A 17,080-nucleotide genomic window follows, 5' to 3' on the forward strand; every position below is an offset into this window, starting at 1 on the left:
CCCGGCTACGCCTCGCGGCAGTCCTTGCAGCGCCCGTAGACGGTCAGGTGGTGGACGTCGGTCTCGAAGCCGAAGTCGCGCGCCAGGACGTCGGCCAGGCCGGCCGCCGCGCGCGGGTCGACGTCCTCCACGGTGTGGCAGCCCCGGCAGACGAGATGGATGTGCTCGGCCTCGGCGGCGAGATGGTAGTTCGGCGGGCCGTGCCCGAGATGGGCGTGCTTGACGAGCCCGAGCTCCTCCAGGAGTTCGAGCGTCCGGTATACGGTGGAGATGTTCACGCCGCGGGCCGTGCGCTGCACCTCGGTGCAGATCTCCTCGGGGGTCGCGTGCTCCAGGTTGGTGACCGCTTCGAGCACCAGCTGGCGTTGCGGGGTCACCCGGTAGCCCTTGGCCCGCAGCTCCTCCTGCCACGACTCGACCATGCACCGAGTCTAGGCGGTGCTTTCGAAGTCCCGGCCCACTTCGCTCGCCTGGCGGCTCGCTGTGTTTTCGAAGTCCCGGCCCACTTCGCTCGCCTTGCGGCTCGCTACGCGACCGAGCCTGGGCGAACGCTGCATCGCTTCGCGATCTGCCCGGTTCCGCTCGCCTCCGGCATCGCTCCACCGGCCAGCTCACGCGTTCGCGCGCTTGACCGAGGCCGCTTCGAGACAGGCTCCAGATCCCGGGCGGCGACGGTCCGGATGTCCGATTTCAGCTCACGGAAAATCCGCTTGCCTCCCCGCGCGGGCGTCGCATACGTTCGGGATACGCGCGAAAGGAGGTGGTCCTAACCAATGGTTGCTTGTAGGACTCGCGAGGTGACTGTCCGCTAGTCGCCGTTCCGCCTCGGATCCTCCGCCCACTGGGCAGAGGTAGCCGGTCGCGACGGTGACCGGCGAATACCAGGCAGTTACCCGGTCCCCGGACCGATGGACCCGTCCTGTCCGTCGCCCCGCCACCCGGCGGGAAGGTCCGGGGATCGATCATGTCCGGGGCCCGTCCGGGCGGTCACCTCCGGGACCGGCCCTCTCCGCCGCTCAGGAGACCTTCTTCAGCTGGGCCGACAGGTGCGACTGGAGCTCGTGCCCCATCGCCGCCATGTCGTACGCCCAGCCGAGGTCCTCGCCGATCAGCCCGTAGAGGCGGTGGCCGCCGGTGACCTCCTTGGCCGACTCCGTCCGCGCGACGACGTCCGTGTGCAGCTCCACGCGGTTGAACGCCACGTCCCCCACGTAGATCTCGACGATGCCCGTCGGGTGGGCCAGCGTGACCTCCACCTGGTGGTCGGGCCGCGGCCGCCAGTACCCCGTCTCCATGCCCAGCGGACGCCCGAGCGTGCCGTCCTCCTCGATCTTCCAGGTCCGGCTCGCGTAGATCAGGAACGGCTTCCCGACGTGCGTGAACGAGATCTCCTGGCCGAAGTTGAACGACTCGATCGTGGGATAGCCGCCCACGCCGGCGCCCTCCCAGGTGCCGAGGAGGAACTTCAGCGGCTCAAGGTCGGGGTGCAGCTCAACGTCCATGGGCACCGAGGGTAGCGGCGCGCGCCGCCGTGCGCGTCCCCGTGCGCCGTCCCCTCCGGTCCGGGACCGGCGTCCCTGTCCGGAGCCGGGCGGCGCCCCGACCATGGGGACGTGACGCCCCTCACCATGAGCATGGTGGTCCCGCTGATCATCGCCGCGGGCCTGCTGGCCGCGGGCTGGGTCTGGCGGATCCGGTTCCGCAACCTGCGTCGCGCCGTCCAGACCGACTGCGCCGGCCTCGCCGGGCTCCACGACGGCGTCCCGTGCCAGGTCAGCGGGACGGCCCTCGCCGTCCAGCCCGCGCCGTTCTCGGGCCGCCCCTGCGCCTGGTACAAGACGAAGGCGACGGCCAGCACGAAGACGGGCAAGCGGGTCTTCGTCGACGAGAGGTCGACGACGCCGTTCCCTCTGCGGGACGGGACGGGGCACGTCGTCATCGACCCCGCCACCGCGGCCGTCGACGGCGCCGTCCGGACGATGGACGAGCGCCGCCCCGCGAACGGGGACCTGCCCGGCGTGGACGGGGAGGTAGCCGAGTACCGGTACGAGGAGTGGATCCTGCCGGCCGACCGGCCGCTCTTCGTTCTCGGCACCGCGACCGGCGGCTCCGTCGGCAAGGACAAGGAGACCGGCCAGTACGCCATCAGCACGCGGACGCGCCGCGAGTACCGGCGCCGGGCCGTGATGTTCATGGGGATCGGGTACGGCGGCGGCGCGGCCGTCTTCCTCGCCTGCGCGGCCGTCGTCGCCCTCGACCACCTCTACCTCGGCTGAGGCGTCCGGCCTACCGGAGCCGGCCCAGCTTGATCACGAGGAGGACGGCGGCGACCGCCATCAGCCCCAGGACGACGACAAGGATTCCCGCGTTCACCAACCCGGCCACATCGCAGGATGCTACGCGGAACACCGGACTAGAGTGCCTTCATGGCAAGACCACTGGTCATCAAGGTGACGGCTGGCGCGGACGCCCCCGAGCGCTGCAACCAGGCGTTCACGGTCGCGGCGGCCGCCGCGGCGAGCGGGGTCCCGGTCTCCCTCTGGCTGACCGGGGAGTCGGCGTGGTTCGCGCTGCCAGGACGGGCCGCCGGGTTCTCACTGCCCCACGCCACTCCCCTGGACGACCTTCTCGGCGTCATCCTCGCGGCGGGCCGCGTCACGCTCTGCACCCAGTGCGCCGCCCGCCGCGAGATCGGCCCGGACGACGTCCTGCCCGGCGTCCGCATCGCCGGCGCCCCGACCTTCGTCGAGGAGATCACCCTTCCGGACGTCCAGGCCCTCGTGTACTGACACGAGGAGGACGTCCGGGCCCGGGTTCGCCCGGCCACCCGCCCCGGGACGCGACGGCCGTGCGCTCCGCAGGCCCAGACCGAGCCCCGCGGCGGCCGAGCCGGCGAGGCCGAGCATGAGGTCGCCGATGGTGTCACGGTAGATCGTGACGGTCTCGGGGGTGTCGAGGATGAAGACGCCGTACTCGAAGAACTCCCACAGGATGGCCGCGGCGGCGCCCAGACCGGTGCACGTCAGGGCGAGCGTCCAGGACCTGAGGCCCGCCCAGCGGCGCAGGGCGGCACCGGCGGCGGCGCTCAGCAGGGCCCAGTTCCCGAAGTGGCAGGCGTCGTCGAACCAGCCGACCGTGTCGTAGAGGTCGGCGGCGTTCCCGGCGACGTCCACGACGAAGGGGGCGGTGACGAGGAGGTCGACGTCCCAGGGGAAGGGCCGCTCCCGGCCGCGCAGCGCCCAGACCAGCGTGACGATCATGACGGCGGCGGGGTAGGCGGCCACCCGCACGCCCATCGCCTTGTCCGCGAACCGGTCCCATCCGGGGAACGCGACGGCCAGCGCCAGCAGCGCGGCGAGGGCGGCCTTGGCGGCGAGGGCGGGCGGGCGCCAGCGCGAGGTGTCCATGGCCGAAGCATGGCCGCCCGCCAGGTCCGGCGGCATCGGTGCGGGTACTCAGGCCCGCCTGAGTGCTTTCGCCCTGCTCCCGAAGCCGGGAGCTCGCGGCCGGGGCAGCGGGCCATGGCGGTAGAACGCCCGGAGAACGGAAATAGGACTGCCGACGTGCCCCCGAGACTGGAGCCGCCGGATGGCCGACATACCCGCATGGGCCTGGGGCGCGACGATCGCACTGATCATCGCGCTCTTCGTGTTCGACCTGCTGGTCGCCGTCCGGCGCCCGCACGCGGTCCACATCCGGGAGGCGACGTTCTGGTCGGTGTTCTACATCGCGGTCGCGGTCCTGTTCGGCGGCGCGGTGTGGATGCTCGCCGGGTCGGCGGCGGGCACCGAGTACTTCTCCGGCTGGATCGTGGAGAAGAGCCTGTCGGTCGACAACCTCTTCGTCTTCGTGATCATCATGGCGAAGTTCTCGGTGCCCGCCGAGTACCAGCAGAAGACGCTGCTGTTCGGCATCGCGGCGGCGCTGCTCCTGCGGGTGGTCCTGATCGCGGTCGGCGCCGCCGCGATCAACCTGTTCTCCTTCACGTTCCTGATCTTCGGGCTGATCCTGATCTGGACGGCGGTCCAGCTCATCCGGCATCGCAACGAGGAACCCGACGTGGAGGACACCTTCCTCGTCCGCCGCGCCCGCAGGATCCTGCCGGTCAGCCAGGACTTCCACGGCGGGCGGATGCTCGCCCACGAGGACGGCCAGCGCGTGATGACGCCGCTGCTGCTGGTCTTCGTCGCCATCGGCAGCACGGACGTGCTGTTCGCGCTGGACTCCATCCCGGCCGTGTTCGGCGTCACCGACGACCCGTTCATCGTCTTCACCGCCAACGCGTTCGCCCTGCTCGGGCTGCGCGCCCTCTACTTCCTCATCGAGGGCCTGCTCGAACGCCTCGTCTACCTGTCGATCGGCCTGTCGGTGATCCTCGCGTTCATCGGCTGCAAGCTGATCCTGGAGTTCCTGCACCAGGACGTCTCCACGTCCGTCCCCGAGATCCCGACGCCCCTCTCCCTGGGCGTGATCCTGGTGATCCTGCTGTTCACGACCGGTGCCAGCCTGGTCCGCGTCCACCACCACCCGGAGGAGAGGGCCAAGGCCGGCTCCCTGCGCGGCCGCCGGGAGAAGAAGCCCCGCGAAGAGGAGCCGAGCGCCCGCTGACCGGGGCTCAGCCCATGCTCTTGGCGCCGTCCAGCGACTCCCGGATGATGTCGGCGTGGCCCGCGTGCTGGGCCGTCTCGGCCGTGATGTGCAGCAGCACCCGGCGGATCGACCAGTGCGTGTCGGTGTTCCACGGGGCCTTGGGCAGCTCGTGCCGGAGGTCCAGGTCGGGCAGGGTCGGGACGAGTTCGTCGGTCCGGCTGGCCACCTCGGCGTAGGCGTCCAGGACCCCGGCCAGCGTCTCGCCGGGGAGCATCGTGAACTCGTCCGCGCGGCGCTTCCAGTCCTCCTCGGTCATCTGGGTGAAGTCGCCCATCGCGGAGGCGCCTTCGAGGATGAAGTCCACCCAGCCCCGCTCGCAGGACGTGACGTGCTTGACGAGGCCGCCGAGGCAAAGCTCGCTCGCCGTGGTCCGCCGCCCGGCCTGCTCGTCGGTGAGGTCCCGCGTGGTGAACCGGAGGAAGTGCCGCGCCTTCGCGAGCTCCGCCAGCAGGTCCGCCCGCTCCCCGGTGACCGCCCGCGCATTGTCAACGTTCATGGTTCCCGCCTTCGTTCGTGTCGTTCACCTGCGAGACCACGGTAGAAATCAAGGCGGTCAGATCCTGGCCTCCATCGCCGATCCGGAGAACTTCTTTGGCCGCGTTAGGGCTGGGCCAGTAGCCGTCGTGTGACGTCCCGTTCCGCTCGGGCTCCGAGGGCGTCCCAGCTCTTGGCCGCTCGCGCGAGGCCGTCGGCGTCGCCCTCGGCACGGGCGCGGGCGCGGTCGAGGCACGCCGCCGCCCACCGGTTCTCCTCGCCGAGCGGACCGGCCTCGGCCAGCAGTTCCGCCGCGCGGGGCAGCCCGGCGGCCACGGCCAGTTCCGCGCCCGCCGCCCGCGCGTACGCCAGGTACGGGTCCAGCGGCGTCCCGGCGGCGAACGCCTCGCGGACGAGCGGCTCGGCGTCGTCGAAGCGCCCGTCGTGCAGGGCGAGACGGGCGTCCACGAAGGCCACCGGCGCCGCCGGGCCGCCGGCCACCCGTGCGGCCCGGGCCCGCCACAGCGCCGCCGGTTCCCGGTCGCCGGACATCCCGCAGGCCAACGCGGTCGCGCACACCGACGCCAGCATCCAGCGCGGCGCCGGCCGTCCGGCCCGCTCCCACCGGTCCCACATCCGCTCGCCGTGCCCGATCGCTTCGCGGAAGCGCCCGGTCAGCGCCAGCGGCTGGACGAGGCGGCCGGCGGTGATGTGCGTGTCGCGCAGGAGGTCGTCCTCCATGCCCGCCCGCGCCGCCTCCATCCCGCCGCGCAGGTCCCCGGCCATGATCGCGTAGATGCAGGCGCGGCCGTAGGTGTTGCAGACCTCCGGCGCGCAGTACGGGTCGTCGCGGTCCATGGACGCGAGCAGGCGCAGCCGCTCCCGGGTGATCCGGTTCGCCTCCCGCAGCCGCCCGGCGCGCAGCGCCGCGGTGCCCGCAGCGCACAGCGCGGAGCTGGTCAGCACCGGATCCCCCGCCGCCCGCGCGGCGGCGACGGCGGCCGCCGCGAGCCCGGCGTCCGGGACGGCCTCGCCCGGCCCGGCCAGCCAGGCCCGGGCCACGGCCACGCGCGCGGCCACCTCGCGGTCGCCGCCGTGCCCGGCCGCGGACGCCTCGGCGAACAGGTCGTGCAGGCGCTCGCGCGGCACGCGGGTCTCGAACGCCTCCGGGAAGCGGCACGCGGTCTCCACCGCCCGCGCCAGGTCGACCGCCCGGCCGCGCTCGTCCCCGGCCCGCCGCGCCCGCTCGGCCGCCTCCAGCAGCAGGTCGAACACGTGCTGGTTGGACGTGGTGCTGACGTGCGCGCATCCGGCCCCGGCCCGCAGCTCCCGCGCCGCCGAGCCGGGGTCCCGCGCGAGGGCGGCGGCCGTCCGGTAGTGCGCGAAGGATTCCAGCAGGTTGCGGCGGGCGAACGTCAGGTGCGCCAGCGCGCTCGCCAGCCGGTACGTCACCTCGCCCGCGCCGGCGTCGTCCGGCGGCGCGGGCGAGGCCAGCGCGGCCCGCAGGTCGGCGGCCATGGCGTCGAAGTCGTCCCGCCACCCCGGGTCGCCGAGCCGGTCCTCGGCGGCGGACGCCGCGGCCGCGGCCCAGCGGAGGCGGCGGGCCCTCGTCCCGTCCTGCTCCCCGGCGTCGGACAGCCGGGCGAGCGCGAACGCCCGGACCGTCTCCAGCAGCCGCCACCGGCTGACCCGGCCGCGCACGTGCACGACGAGGCTCTTGTCCACCAGCCGGCCGAGCAGGTCGGCGACGCCCGCGCGGTCCCCGCCCACCGCGGCGGCGGCTTCCATATCGAACGCCCCCGCGAACACCCCGAGCCGCCGGAACAGCGCCCGCTCCTCGTCCGCGAGCAGGTCGTGGCTCCAGGACAGCACCGCGTCGAGGGACCGGTGCCGCTCCTGGCCGCCCCGGCCGCCGGACAGCAGCCGCAGCGCGTCCTCCAGCGCGGCGAGCAGCCCCGTCGCGCCGAGCGACGCCGCCCGGGCCGCGGCCAGCTCGATCGTCAGGGGCATGCCGTCCAGCCGGGCGCACAGCTCCGCGACCACCTCGGGCTCCGCCACGAACCGCGGATCGGCGGCGAGCGCGCGGTCGCGGAACAGCCGCTCGGCGTCCGAGCCCAGGGCCAGCGGCGCCACCGGCACGCAGCGCTCCCCCGGGACGCCGAGCCGCTCCCGGCTGGTCACGAGCACGCGGGTACCCGGGCAGGCGGCGAGGAGGCGCCCGGCGAGCGCGGCGGCCTCGTCGATCAGGTGCTCGCAGTTGTCCAGGACGAGCAGCCAGTGCCCGGAGCCGAGCCGCGCGGCGACCGCCTCCTCCAGCGGCTGGTGCGAGCCCTCCGTCACCCCGAGCGCGGTCGCGACCGCCCTGGTCGCGAACCCGGCGCGCACGGGGACGAGGTCCACGAACGCGCCGCCGGACGGGAACAGCGCGGCGGCGTCGCCGGCGACCGCCGCCGCCAGCCGGGTCTTGCCCACGCCGCCCGGTCCGAGCAGCGTCACCAGCCGCGCCTCCTCCAGCGCGGCCAGCAGGGCGGCGCGCTCGGCGTCCCGGCCCACGAACGTCGTGGCGGACGCCGGAAGGCCCGCGACACGGCCGGGGTCCCGCGCCCCGGAGCCGGCCAGCTCCGCCAGCGCCCACCGGTCCGGTACGCGGTACTTGCGCAGCAGCGACGACACGTGGCTCTCCACCGTCCGCACCGAGATGTGCAGGCGGTGGGCTATCTGCGCGTTGGACATCCGCGCGCCCAGGGCGGCCAGTACCTCGGCCTCGCGCTCGGACACGTGCTCCGCCACCGCGGCCCCTTTCCGTGGCGGCATCCGTGGTGCTCCGCGGGGGCCACGGATGACGGCGAACCTCCCCGGCGACGAGGCTGGAGGCGACCCGGTACGAGGAGGACGACATGACCACCCTAACCGCGCGACCCGCCACCGACCTGGACATCCTGACCGCCGCCGTGCGCGCGGCGACCGCCCGCGGCGCCGACTGGCAGGACACCGCCGACCGCGTCGCCGGCGCGCTGCGCGAGCATCTCCCGTCCCCAGGACAGCTGCTCCGTCCGGACCAGCTCGTCGGCGAGCCGGGCACCTCCAGCGGCCACATGCTGCACGTGGAACCGGACGGCTCGTTCTCGATGATGGCCATCGTGTGGCAGCCCGGTGCCGAGACCCGCGTCCACGACCACGTGACGTGGTGCGTGTTCGGCGTCCTGGCCGGGGCCGAGCACGAGGACCTCTACACCCTCTCCGACGACGGCACGGCCCTGATCGAGGCGGGCGCGAACCCGAACCCGGCGGGCGAGGTCAGCGGCTTCGCGCCGCCCGGTGACATCCACCGCGTGCGCAACCTCGGGGACGCCACCGCCGTCTCCCTGCACATCTACGGGACGGACCTCGACCGCGTCGGCTCCAGCGTCCGCCGCTTCTACGACCTGCCGATACGGGGCTGAGCCCGCCCCGCTCAGCCGAGGACGAAGGGAACCCTCGCGGCGAGACCGCCCAGCTCGGCCACCTCCGCGCCGGTCGGCGCGCGGCGTCCGGTGCCGACCAGCAGCACGTCCTCGTCGGAGAACGAGGCGGGGAAGGAATCCCCGGCGATCCTCTCCAGCAGCTCCCGGGCGGCCGCGAGGGTCTCGGCGGGCGGCTCCGGGCCCTCCGGCAGGTGCGCGATCAGGTCGAGGTGGTGCAGCGTCCACTCGATCACGTAGGCGGACAGGTAGTCGCCGGCCGTCAGGACCTCGTCCTGGGTCTCGACGCGGGCGGCGGGATCGGCGAGGGTCGCGGCGCGGCCCGCCGCCGAACCCACGTCGTCGAGATGGAACTTGAGCAGCCGCGGCTCCTCGTAGGCGGCGGCCAGCCGCGGGATGAGCGCGTCGAGCGGGTCGTCGCCGGTCGGCGGCTCGACGAGTTTCCAGTAGGTCGCCGCGTCCACGGTCGGTTCGCCGTCGGCGGGGGTGACCAGGGTGATCAGGACGTCCTGGGCGTCGATGACCAGATGGCACACCAGGTCCCGGACGAGCCAGCCCGCGCAGCCGGACGGGCGCGCGAAGTCCTCGTCCGGGAGGCCGGCGACCGCCGCGAGCAGGGCCGTCCACGAGCGTGAGAAGTGATCCACTTTCGGCACGGTAATACCGCGCCGCGATGGCGGACAAGGGAATTCGGGCCGCACTAGACGGCGGTCGCCGGGGCGGCGGTCCGGGCCTCCAGAGCGCGCACGACCGCGGCCATGTCGGCCTCGCCGTGCCCCAGCGCCGCGGTCTCGCCGTAGAGGGCGTGGCACACGTCCAGCAGGGGCGAGGCGAGCCGCGCGGCGCGGGCGGCATCCGCGATGAGGCGGTTGTTGTCCAGGACGTTGGCGATGGACGCCTGCACGGCGAAGTCGTGTTCGAGGAGCTTGCGGCCCTTGGCGCGCGACACGGTGCTGGCCATCGGCCCGGCGTCGAGCACCTCCAGCAGGCGCCGCCGGTCCAGGCCGTGCCGCTCGGCGAAGTGGAAGGCCTCCGCCAGCCCGGTGACCATGGTGATCAGGTAGAGGTTGACGGCGAGCTTCATCTGGAGGGCCTGCGGAACCGGCCCGCAGGCGAACACCTCGCCGCACATGGGGCCGACCAGGGGCCGGACGGCGTCCACGGCCGAAGGCTCCCCGGCCAGCATCGCGATGAGCTCCCCCGACTCGGCCGGACCCCGCGATCCGGACACGGGCGCCTCGACGTACCGTCCGCCGACGGCCTGGACGTCGGCTTCGAGGCCGCGCGAGTAGTCCGGTGACGTCGTCCCCATGTGGACGACGATCCGTCCTCGCAGGTTCGCCGCGAAACCGGGGGTGCCGCGCCCCAGCGCGGAATCGATGGCGGGGCCGTCGGCCAGCATGAGGAACACCACCCGCGTGCGGCGGAGAACGCCGGCGGGGTCGTCCGCCACCACCGCACCCGCCGCGCGCAGCGGTTCGCACTTGGCGGCGGTCCGGTTCCAGACGACGAGGCCGGTCCCCGCCCGGACGAGGTTGAGCGCCATGGGCTGCCCCATGACGCCGAGGCCGATGAAACCGGCGTCGCTGCCCACCGTCGCCTCCAGAGCTTGCGAGTTATGACAGTGGTCATGATAATGATCCAGGTAGATAGGGCAATAGCGTGCGAAGTTTTCCTCACAGGGGGCGATCGTGGCGACCGGCGAACGGGGCCCGCGGGAGCGGATGGTCTTCAGCGCGGCGCAGCTCATCCGCCGCGACGGCGTCACCGCCACCGGCCTGCGCGAGGTCGCCGAGCACGCCGGGGCGCCGCGCGGCTCGCTGCAGCACTACTTCCCCGGCGGCAAGGAACAGCTGGTCAACGAGGCCGTCGAATGGGCCGGACGCTACGCGAGCGCCCGCATCGCCCGTTTCATGGCCGCCATGGCGCGCCCCACGCCGGGGCGGCTCTTCGCGGCGATGGTCCGCCAGTGGACCGAGGAGTTCGAGGCGACGGGCTTCGACCGCGGCTGCCCCGTCGCCGCCGCCACGGTCGACTGCGCGGAGTCCGTGACGTCCACCCGGACCGCCGCGGCCGCCGCGTTCGCCGCGTGGCGGCAGCCGATCGCCCGCGAACTGGCCGCCATGGGCGTCCCGCCCCGCAAGGCGACCGCCCTGGCGACCCTGATGGTCAGCTCCCTGGAAGGCGCCATCCTCCTGGCCAGAGCAGAACAGAGCGTCCGCCCGCTACGCACCGTCGCCAGGGAACTGGCCCCCTACCTCGACTCCTGCGCCCCGAGAACCCGACCTGACCCGTGTCTCAGTGCGCCATGAGGCTGGGGAGGCGGGTCCGGAAGTCGATGACGCCGACCCAGGTGGGGCGCAGGGCGATGCGGGCCATGCGGGTCTCGGGATGGTCGGCGCCGGCCACGTAGCCCGCGCCGCCCTCCTCGCCCAGGAACCGGCGGGCCGACCGGGCCTGCTCGGGCACCATGCCGTCCACCTCGGTGATCGAGACGCGTCCGCGCAGGAGGAGCACCTCCGGCGGCTGCGTGTCGGTGTCGATGCTCACGGCGACGTCGGGACGCTCGCGGAGCGCGCGGATGCGGGCGGCCGGGCGCAGGATGCCCATCGGCGGGCAGTGGACGTAGGTCGCCATCACCAGTTCCTCACCGGTCCAGGTGAACCACGTCGACATGATGCGGGGCGTCCCGTCGACGGCCGTGAAGGCGAGGCGGGCCGGGATCGTGGAGTCGAGCAGGCGCTTCGCGACGTCGGTCTCCAGCAGGCGCACGTCGCCCTGGGGCAGGTCCATGGTCATCTCCTTTATGGCGGTCGAAGGGGATGACCACGGACGGCCCGGAAACTCATCGCCGCGCGACGAGATTCACCGCCGCGCGACGAGATCCATCGCCGGGTAGTCGGTGTAGCCCGTCGCGGCGCCCGTGTACATGAGGTGCTGCTCCCGGACGGGGTTCAGCGGCGCGCCGACGCGGAGCCGCTCGACGAGGTCGGGATTCGCCAGGAACGGGCGGCCGAGGGCGATGAGGTCGGCGCCCGCGGCGACGAGGCGGCCGGCCTCCCGGGCGACGTGCTCGGTGGTGACGCCGGGCAGCACCGGGTTGGCGATCAGCGTTCCGGGCCACATGCGGCGGATCGTGTGGAAGAGGGCGCTGTCCGGGTCGGCGTAGACGACGTGCAGGTACGCCGGGGAGATCTCCGCCAGCGCCCGGACGAGGGCCGGGTAGACGTCGTCCAGATCGTCCTCGTGCATGGCGTTGGCGGTGACTCCGGGCGAGATCCGGACGCCGACGCGGTCCGGGCCGACGGCGTCGGCGACGGCGCGGGTCACCTCGACCGTGAACCGGATGCGCGCCTCGGCCGGGCCGCCGTAGGCGTCGGTGCGGCGGTTGGTGGCGCGGGACAGGAACTGGTGCAGCAGGTAGCCGTTCGCCGAGTGCACCTCCACCCCGGCGAAGCCCGCGTCGACGGCGTTGCGGGCGGCGGACGCGAAGTCGGCGACGGTGGAGCGGACGTCGGCGGCGGTCATCTCCCGGGGGACGACGGCGGGCCGCGCTCCGGACGGGGTGTGGATCGTGTCCGGGAGCGGGACGGGCGACGGCGCCACCGGGTGCAGGCCGCTGTTGTCGGGGTGCCCGACGCGTCCGCCGTGCTGGAGCTGGAGGAACATGCGGCCGCCCGCGTCGTGGACGGCGCCGGTGACGCGCCGCCATCCGGCCACGTGGGCAGGGGCGTGGATCGCGGGGATGTTCGGGTACGTCTGGCCGACCGCGTTGGGGGTGGCGGCCTCGGCGATGATCAGCCCGGCGGTGGCGCGCTGGGCGTAGTAGGTCGCCATCAGGCCGGTCGCGACGCCCGAGGCGTCCGCGCGGTTGCGGGTCATCGGGGCCATGACCAGGCGGTTCGGGAGGACGAGTCCGCCGAGTCGGGCCGGTTCGAGAAGCGCGGTCTCCATGGTCGTGTCCCTTCGGTGAGAGAACTCAGGGGTGGTGAGAGGACTCAGCGGTGGTGCGAGAGGTCGGCGGTGCGCGGGAATCCGTGGGTGCGGGCGGCGAGGACGACCGCGAGGACCGGGGCGAGGAGCGCGAGGGTGCTCCAGGCGAGCGAGGCCGAGCCGGACACGTGCAGCAGGACGCCTCCGGCGATGCCGCCGCCGGCCATGGCGACGTTCCAGAGGGTGACGAGCATGGCCTGCGCCGCGTCGGCGGCGTCGCCGCCCGCGTCCCCGGCGGCGGTCTGGAGCAGGGTCGGCGCGCCGCCCCAGCCGAGGCCCCACAGCACCACGGCGGCGTAGACGAGGACGGGGGCGTCCGCCCACAGGGCGAGGACGGCGGCGGCAGCGGCGACCAGCAGCGTCCCGGCGATCATGAGGGCGCGCAGGCGGCGGTGGATGTGCGCGCCGACCACCCAGATGCCGGCCAGGGACGCCGCCCCGAAGGCCAGCAGGACGAGGTCGGTGGACGAGCCCATGCCGAGCCCGTCGAGGATCGCGGCGATGTAGGTGTAGAGGATCGTGTGGGCGAGGACGAACACGAGCGTCACGAACAGCACGGCCGCCACACCGGGGACGCGCAGGACGTTCTGGCCGCCCGTCCGCTCTCCCGCGCGGCGTCCGGGGAAGTCCGGGACCGACACCCTGATCCAGCCGAGCAGGACGACGGTCAGCCCGGTCATGGTCAGGAACGCCGCCTGCCAGCCGAGCGCCGCGCCGAGGAACGTCCCGGCGGGGACGCCCAGGGAGAGCGCGAGCGGGATCCCCGCCATGGCGACGGCGATGGCCCGTCCTTCCAGGTGGGAGGGCACGAGGCGGCGGGCGTAGCCGGCCAGCAGCGCCCACGCGAGACCGGCCGCGACCCCGGCCGCGAACCGGGCCGCCATGGTCAGCGCGTAGTGGGTCGACAGGGCCGTGACGGTGTTGGCGGCGGCGAACCCGGCGACGGTCGTCAGCAGGAGGCGGCGGCGCCGCCACCCGGCGGTGGCCGCGGTCAGCGGGACGGCGGTCAGCGCCGTCCCGATCGCGTAGATCGTCACGGTCTGCCCGGTGGCGGACTCGCTCGCGTGCAGGCTCGCGCTCATCGCGGGCAGCAGCCCGGCGGGCAGCGTCTCGGTCAGGCTCGTGATGAAGACCGCCGTCGCCAGCGCCAGCAGCGCCGGCAGGGGCAGGCCCCGGTCGGACGTCTCGTCCGGAGCGGTCGTTCTCTCCGCGGTTCGCATGCCGCGACTGTGCCGGGCGGCGCTTCGGATGCGCTGACGGTCCGCTGACGGTCGGCATGCCGCCGCCGAGTACCGTGCTGGCATGCGGTTTGGCGTGCTCGGTCCGCTCATGGTGCGGGACGGCGAGGGGGCTCCCGTCCGGATCCCGGAGGCGAAGGTCCGGGCACTGCTCGCCGATCTGCTGGTGCACGAGGGGCGGCCCGTCTCCGCCGACCGTCTCGTCCACGACCTGTGGGGCGACGACCTGCCCGGCAACCCGGCGAACGCGCTCCAGGCCAAGGTGTCCCAGCTGCGCCGCGCCCTCGGCCGCGACCGCGTGGTCCGCGAGGCGCACGGGTACCGGCTCCGCCTCGACGGGCCCGGCGACGAGGTGGACGCCGACCGGTTCCGCGCGCTCGCGGCGCGAGCCCGCACGCTGGACGCTCCGAGGGAGCGCGCCGCGCTGCTGACCGAGGCGCTCGGCCTGTGGCGCGGACCGGCGCTCGCCGACTTCGCGGACGAGGAGTTCGCGCGCGCGGCGGCGGACCGCCTCGCCGACCAGCGCCTGGCCGTCCTGGAGGAGCAGGCCGAGGCCCGGCTCGACGCCGGCGAGCACCTCCTGCTCGCCGGTGAACTCGCCGACCTGGTGGCCCGGCACCCGCTGCGGGAGCGGTTGCGGGCCGTGCAGATGCGTGCGCTGTACCGGGCGGGACGGCAGGGCGAGGCGCTCGCCGCCTACACCGAGTTGCGGAAGTTGCTGGCGGATGACCTCGGCCTCGACCCGAGCCCCGAACTGGCCGCCCTCCACGAGGCGATCCTGCGGCAGGACGCGTCACTCGCACCACCGGAACGGGCGTCGCGCTCCAACCTGCCCGCCTCCCTCACCGAGCTGGTCGGCCGGGACCGCTGCCTGGACGACGTCCGGCGGCTCGTCGCCGGCCCGGCGCGCCTGGTGACGCTGACCGGCCCCGGCGGCGTCGGCAAGACACGGCTCGCGCTCGAAGCCGCCGCGCGGCTCGCCGGGGACGCCTTCCCGGACGGCGTCCGGCTCGTCGAACTCGCCGGCCAGCGCGGGGACGCCGCCGCGCTGGCGCAGGAGATCTCGGCCGTCCTCGGGCTCCGCGACGACGTCCCGCCCGGCGTCCCGGCGGCCGGGACGTCCGGCGGCGGGGGCGGAAGCGTGGAACGGCTGGCGGCGGCGCTGCGGGACCGCCGGATGCTGCTCGTCCTCGACAACTGCGAACAGGTGGTCGACCCGGCGGCCGCACTGGTGGAGCGGCTGCTGCGCGGCGCGGCGGGCCTGCGGATCCTCGCCACCGGCCGCGAGCCGCTCGGCCTGACGGGCGAGACGGTGTACCTGGTCGAGCCGCTGCGGGAGGACGACGCCGTGCGGCTGTTCGCCGACCGCGCCGCCGCGTCCGCCCCCGGCTTCTCCCTGGACGCCGACCGGGCGGCGGTCGCGGAGATCTGCCGCCGCCTCGACGGCGTCCCGCTCGCGCTGGAACTGGCGGCGACCCGGGTCCGCGCCCTCGGCGCGCGGGAACTGGCGCGGCGCCTCACCGACCGGTTCGGCGTCCTCACCACCGGGCCGCGCGGCGCGCCGGCCCGGCAGCGGACGCTGCGGGGGATGATCGACTGGAGCTGGGAGCCGCTCGGCCCGTCCGAGCGCGCCGTGCTGCGCAGGCTCGCCGTGCACGCGGACGGCTGCGGCCTGGGCGCGGCGGAGGCCGTCTGCGCGGGCGGCGACGTCCGCGGCGAGGACGTCCTCGACCTGCTCACCCGGCTGGTCGACCGGTCCCTGGTCGTGATGGTGGACGGGCCGCGCGGCCCCCGCTACCGCCTCCTGGAGTCCGTGGCCGCGTACGCGATGGAGCGCCTGCGCGAGGCGGGCGACCTCGACGGCACCCGCGACCGCCACCTGCGCCACCACCTCGACCTCGCCGAACGCGCCGAACCGCACCTTCGCGGGCCGGAGCAGCAGGCCTGGCTCGACCGTCTCGACGCCGACTCGGCGAACCTGCGCGTCGCGCTGGAGGAGGCGCTGCGGCGTCCCGGCGCGGCGGAGGCGGTGCGCCTCGGCACGGCGCTGTGCTGGTGGTGGCTGTTGCGGGGCCGCCTGCACGAGGCCCACCGCACGCTGTCGGCGGTGCTGGACGCGGCACCGGGGGCCACCGAGTTGCGCCTGTTGCGGGCCGCCTTCGCACTGCTGACCGGGGACCGGACGGCCCTCGTCGCCCAGGGCGGCGACGGCATCCCCGACCCCGTGCGCCGCGGCCGCGCCCTCTGGCTCTACGCGCACGGGCTCTACCACGCCGGGGACCCGGACGCGAGCGAGCGCGCCAACGAGGACGCGCTGCGCCTGTTCCAGGAGGCCGGCGACCGCTGGGGCACCGCCGCCGCGCTCGGCCTCCGCGCGACGCTCGCGCTCGTCCGGGGCCGCCTCGACGTGATCGCGGACGCGGGCGGGCGCGCCGCCGCCCTGTTCACCGAGCTGGGCGACCGCTGGGGGCGGCTGCAACCCGTGTCGCCGCTGGCGATGCTCGCCGAGATCAACGGCGACTACGCGGCGGCGGAGCGGCTCCAGCGCGAGGGGCTGCGGATCGCCGAGGAGCTGGACCTGCGCGCGGAGGTGTCCGCGCGGCTGTCGGGCCTCGGCCGCCTGGCCCTGCTCGCGCGCGACTGGGACCGGGCGCGCGACCTGCACGAGCGGGCGCGGTCGATGGCCGTCGAGCAGGGCTACCGGTTCAGCGAGACGCACGCGCTGATGGGCCTCGCCCTCGGGGCGCGCCGCTCGGGCGATCTCGACACGGCCCGGGAGATCCTGCACCGCATCCGGGACGAGTACGACTCGTCCGAGATCGGGGAGCATCTGCTGCGCGCGGAACTCGGCTTCACCGCCGAGCTGCGCGGGGACGCCGCGGAGGCCCTGGCGCACCACACCCGCGGCCTGGAGATCGCCCGCTCGATCGGCGAGCCCCGCGCACTGGCCCTGTCCCTGGAGGGCCTGGCGGGCGCGGCGGCACTGGCCGGCGACGCCATGCGAGCCGCCGAACTGCTCGGCCAGGCCGACGCGGCCCGCCGGAGCGTGAACGCCCCCCTCCCACCCGCCGAACGCGGCGACGTCGACCGCATCACGTCCACCGCCACCGCCGCCCTGGGCCAGCGAGCCTTCACCGAAGCCTTCCAGCGAGGCGCCCAGACCATCAGCTGAGCCCCCAAGACCGCGGCTTCTGTCCGCATCACACCCAAACCACCGCCTCAGACCAGCGAACCATCGCCGAACGCTCCGCCGGGGCGCCAGGA

15 protein-coding genes and 1 pseudogene are annotated in these 17,080 nt (G+C 74.5%); 6 read left to right on the forward strand and 10 right to left on the reverse strand.

The features are described from left to right. Positions 1-5 precede the first annotated feature (5 nt). Complete coding sequence (locus BJY14_RS16090; protein ID WP_141578642.1) at positions 6-422, reverse strand: Fur family transcriptional regulator; 417 nt, start codon at positions 420-422, stop codon at positions 6-8. A 594-nt stretch (positions 423-1,016) separates the two neighbouring features. Further along, positions 1,017-1,502, reverse strand: a complete 486-nt coding sequence (locus BJY14_RS16095; protein WP_179844352.1) for a heme-binding beta-barrel domain-containing protein — start codon at positions 1,500-1,502, stop codon at positions 1,017-1,019. A 111-nt stretch (positions 1,503-1,613) separates the two neighbouring features. Here BJY14_RS16095 and BJY14_RS16100 point away from each other — a divergent pair, with 111 nt between their 5' ends. Beyond that, a complete protein-coding gene (locus tag BJY14_RS16100; protein ID WP_179844353.1) occupies positions 1,614-2,276 on the forward strand; it encodes a GIDE domain-containing protein in 663 nt (220 codons plus the stop codon). A gap of 150 nt (positions 2,277-2,426) precedes the next feature. Continuing rightward, positions 2,427-2,789 (forward strand): DsrE family protein, encoded by a 363-nt coding sequence (locus tag BJY14_RS16105; RefSeq protein WP_179844354.1) that lies wholly within the window; start codon positions 2,427-2,429, stop codon positions 2,787-2,789. A 93-nt stretch (positions 2,790-2,882) separates the two neighbouring features. Here the strand turns inward: BJY14_RS16105 and BJY14_RS48000 are convergent. Further along, positions 2,883-3,443 (reverse strand): annotated as a pseudogene (locus tag BJY14_RS48000) (DUF2238 domain-containing protein); the annotation flags it as partial. A 145-nt stretch (positions 3,444-3,588) separates the two neighbouring features. Here BJY14_RS48000 and BJY14_RS16110 point away from each other — a divergent pair. Next, complete coding sequence (locus tag BJY14_RS16110; RefSeq protein WP_179844355.1) at positions 3,589-4,608, forward strand: TerC family protein; 1,020 nt, start codon at positions 3,589-3,591, stop codon at positions 4,606-4,608. 7 nt (positions 4,609-4,615) lie between these two features. Here BJY14_RS16110 and BJY14_RS16115 read toward each other — a convergent pair whose 3' ends face one another. Both BJY14_RS16115 and BJY14_RS16120 read right to left on the reverse strand, forming a co-directional pair. After that, positions 4,616-5,146: a DinB family protein gene (locus BJY14_RS16115; RefSeq protein WP_179844356.1), complete on the reverse strand. Its 531-nt coding sequence runs from the start codon at positions 5,144-5,146 to the stop codon at positions 4,616-4,618. 104 nt (positions 5,147-5,250) lie between these two features. Continuing rightward, positions 5,251-7,914 (reverse strand): ATP-binding protein, encoded by a 2,664-nt coding sequence (locus BJY14_RS16120; RefSeq protein ID WP_179844357.1) that lies wholly within the window; start codon positions 7,912-7,914, stop codon positions 5,251-5,253. 107 nt (positions 7,915-8,021) lie between these two features. Between BJY14_RS16120 and BJY14_RS16125 the strand changes: the two genes are divergently transcribed. Further along, positions 8,022-8,567, forward strand: a complete 546-nt coding sequence (locus BJY14_RS16125) for a cysteine dioxygenase family protein (protein WP_179844358.1) — start codon at positions 8,022-8,024, stop codon at positions 8,565-8,567. Between the two features lie 11 nt (positions 8,568-8,578). On the opposite strand, the gene BJY14_RS16130 is transcribed toward BJY14_RS16125, so the two are convergent. Together BJY14_RS16130 and BJY14_RS16135 are read right to left on the reverse strand one after the other, a co-directional pair. After that, positions 8,579-9,232, reverse strand: coding sequence for a maleylpyruvate isomerase N-terminal domain-containing protein (locus BJY14_RS16130; RefSeq protein WP_179844359.1), 654 nt, complete (start codon positions 9,230-9,232; stop codon positions 8,579-8,581). Positions 9,233-9,285: 53 nt separating this feature from the next. Continuing rightward, positions 9,286-10,179, reverse strand: a complete 894-nt coding sequence (locus BJY14_RS16135; protein ID WP_312879253.1) for an NAD(P)-dependent oxidoreductase — start codon at positions 10,177-10,179, stop codon at positions 9,286-9,288. Positions 10,180-10,276: 97 nt separating this feature from the next. On the opposite strand from BJY14_RS16135, the gene BJY14_RS16140 reads away from it, so the two are divergent. Then, positions 10,277-10,897 (forward strand): TetR/AcrR family transcriptional regulator, encoded by a 621-nt coding sequence (locus tag BJY14_RS16140; protein ID WP_312879254.1) that lies wholly within the window; start codon positions 10,277-10,279, stop codon positions 10,895-10,897. On the opposite strand, the gene BJY14_RS16145 is transcribed toward BJY14_RS16140, so the two are convergent. From BJY14_RS16145 to BJY14_RS16155, 3 genes are all read right to left on the reverse strand, one after another. Then, a complete protein-coding gene (locus BJY14_RS16145) occupies positions 10,884-11,378 on the reverse strand; it encodes a pyridoxamine 5'-phosphate oxidase family protein (protein WP_246395945.1) in 495 nt (164 codons plus the stop codon). The genes BJY14_RS16140 and BJY14_RS16145 overlap by 14 nt on opposite strands. Before the next feature lie 72 nt (positions 11,379-11,450). Next, the gene (locus tag BJY14_RS16150; RefSeq protein WP_179844363.1) at positions 11,451-12,539 is read right to left on the reverse strand and encodes an alkene reductase; all 1,089 of its coding nucleotides are present in this window, start codon (positions 12,537-12,539) and stop codon (positions 11,451-11,453) included. Positions 12,540-12,583: 44 nt separating this feature from the next. After that, the gene (locus tag BJY14_RS16155; protein WP_179844364.1) at positions 12,584-13,798 is read right to left on the reverse strand and encodes an MFS transporter; all 1,215 of its coding nucleotides are present in this window, start codon (positions 13,796-13,798) and stop codon (positions 12,584-12,586) included. Between the two features lie 82 nt (positions 13,799-13,880). Here BJY14_RS16155 and BJY14_RS16160 point away from each other — a divergent pair, with 82 nt between their 5' ends. Beyond that, on the forward strand, positions 13,881-16,988 hold the full coding sequence (locus tag BJY14_RS16160) for an AfsR/SARP family transcriptional regulator (RefSeq protein WP_179844365.1): 3,108 nt from the start codon (positions 13,881-13,883) through the stop codon (positions 16,986-16,988). Positions 16,989-17,080: the final 92 nt, after the last annotated feature.

The sequence above is a fragment of the Actinomadura luteofluorescens genome, assembly GCF_013409365.1.
Taxonomy (GTDB): domain Bacteria; phylum Actinomycetota; class Actinomycetes; order Streptosporangiales; family Streptosporangiaceae; genus Spirillospora; species Spirillospora luteofluorescens.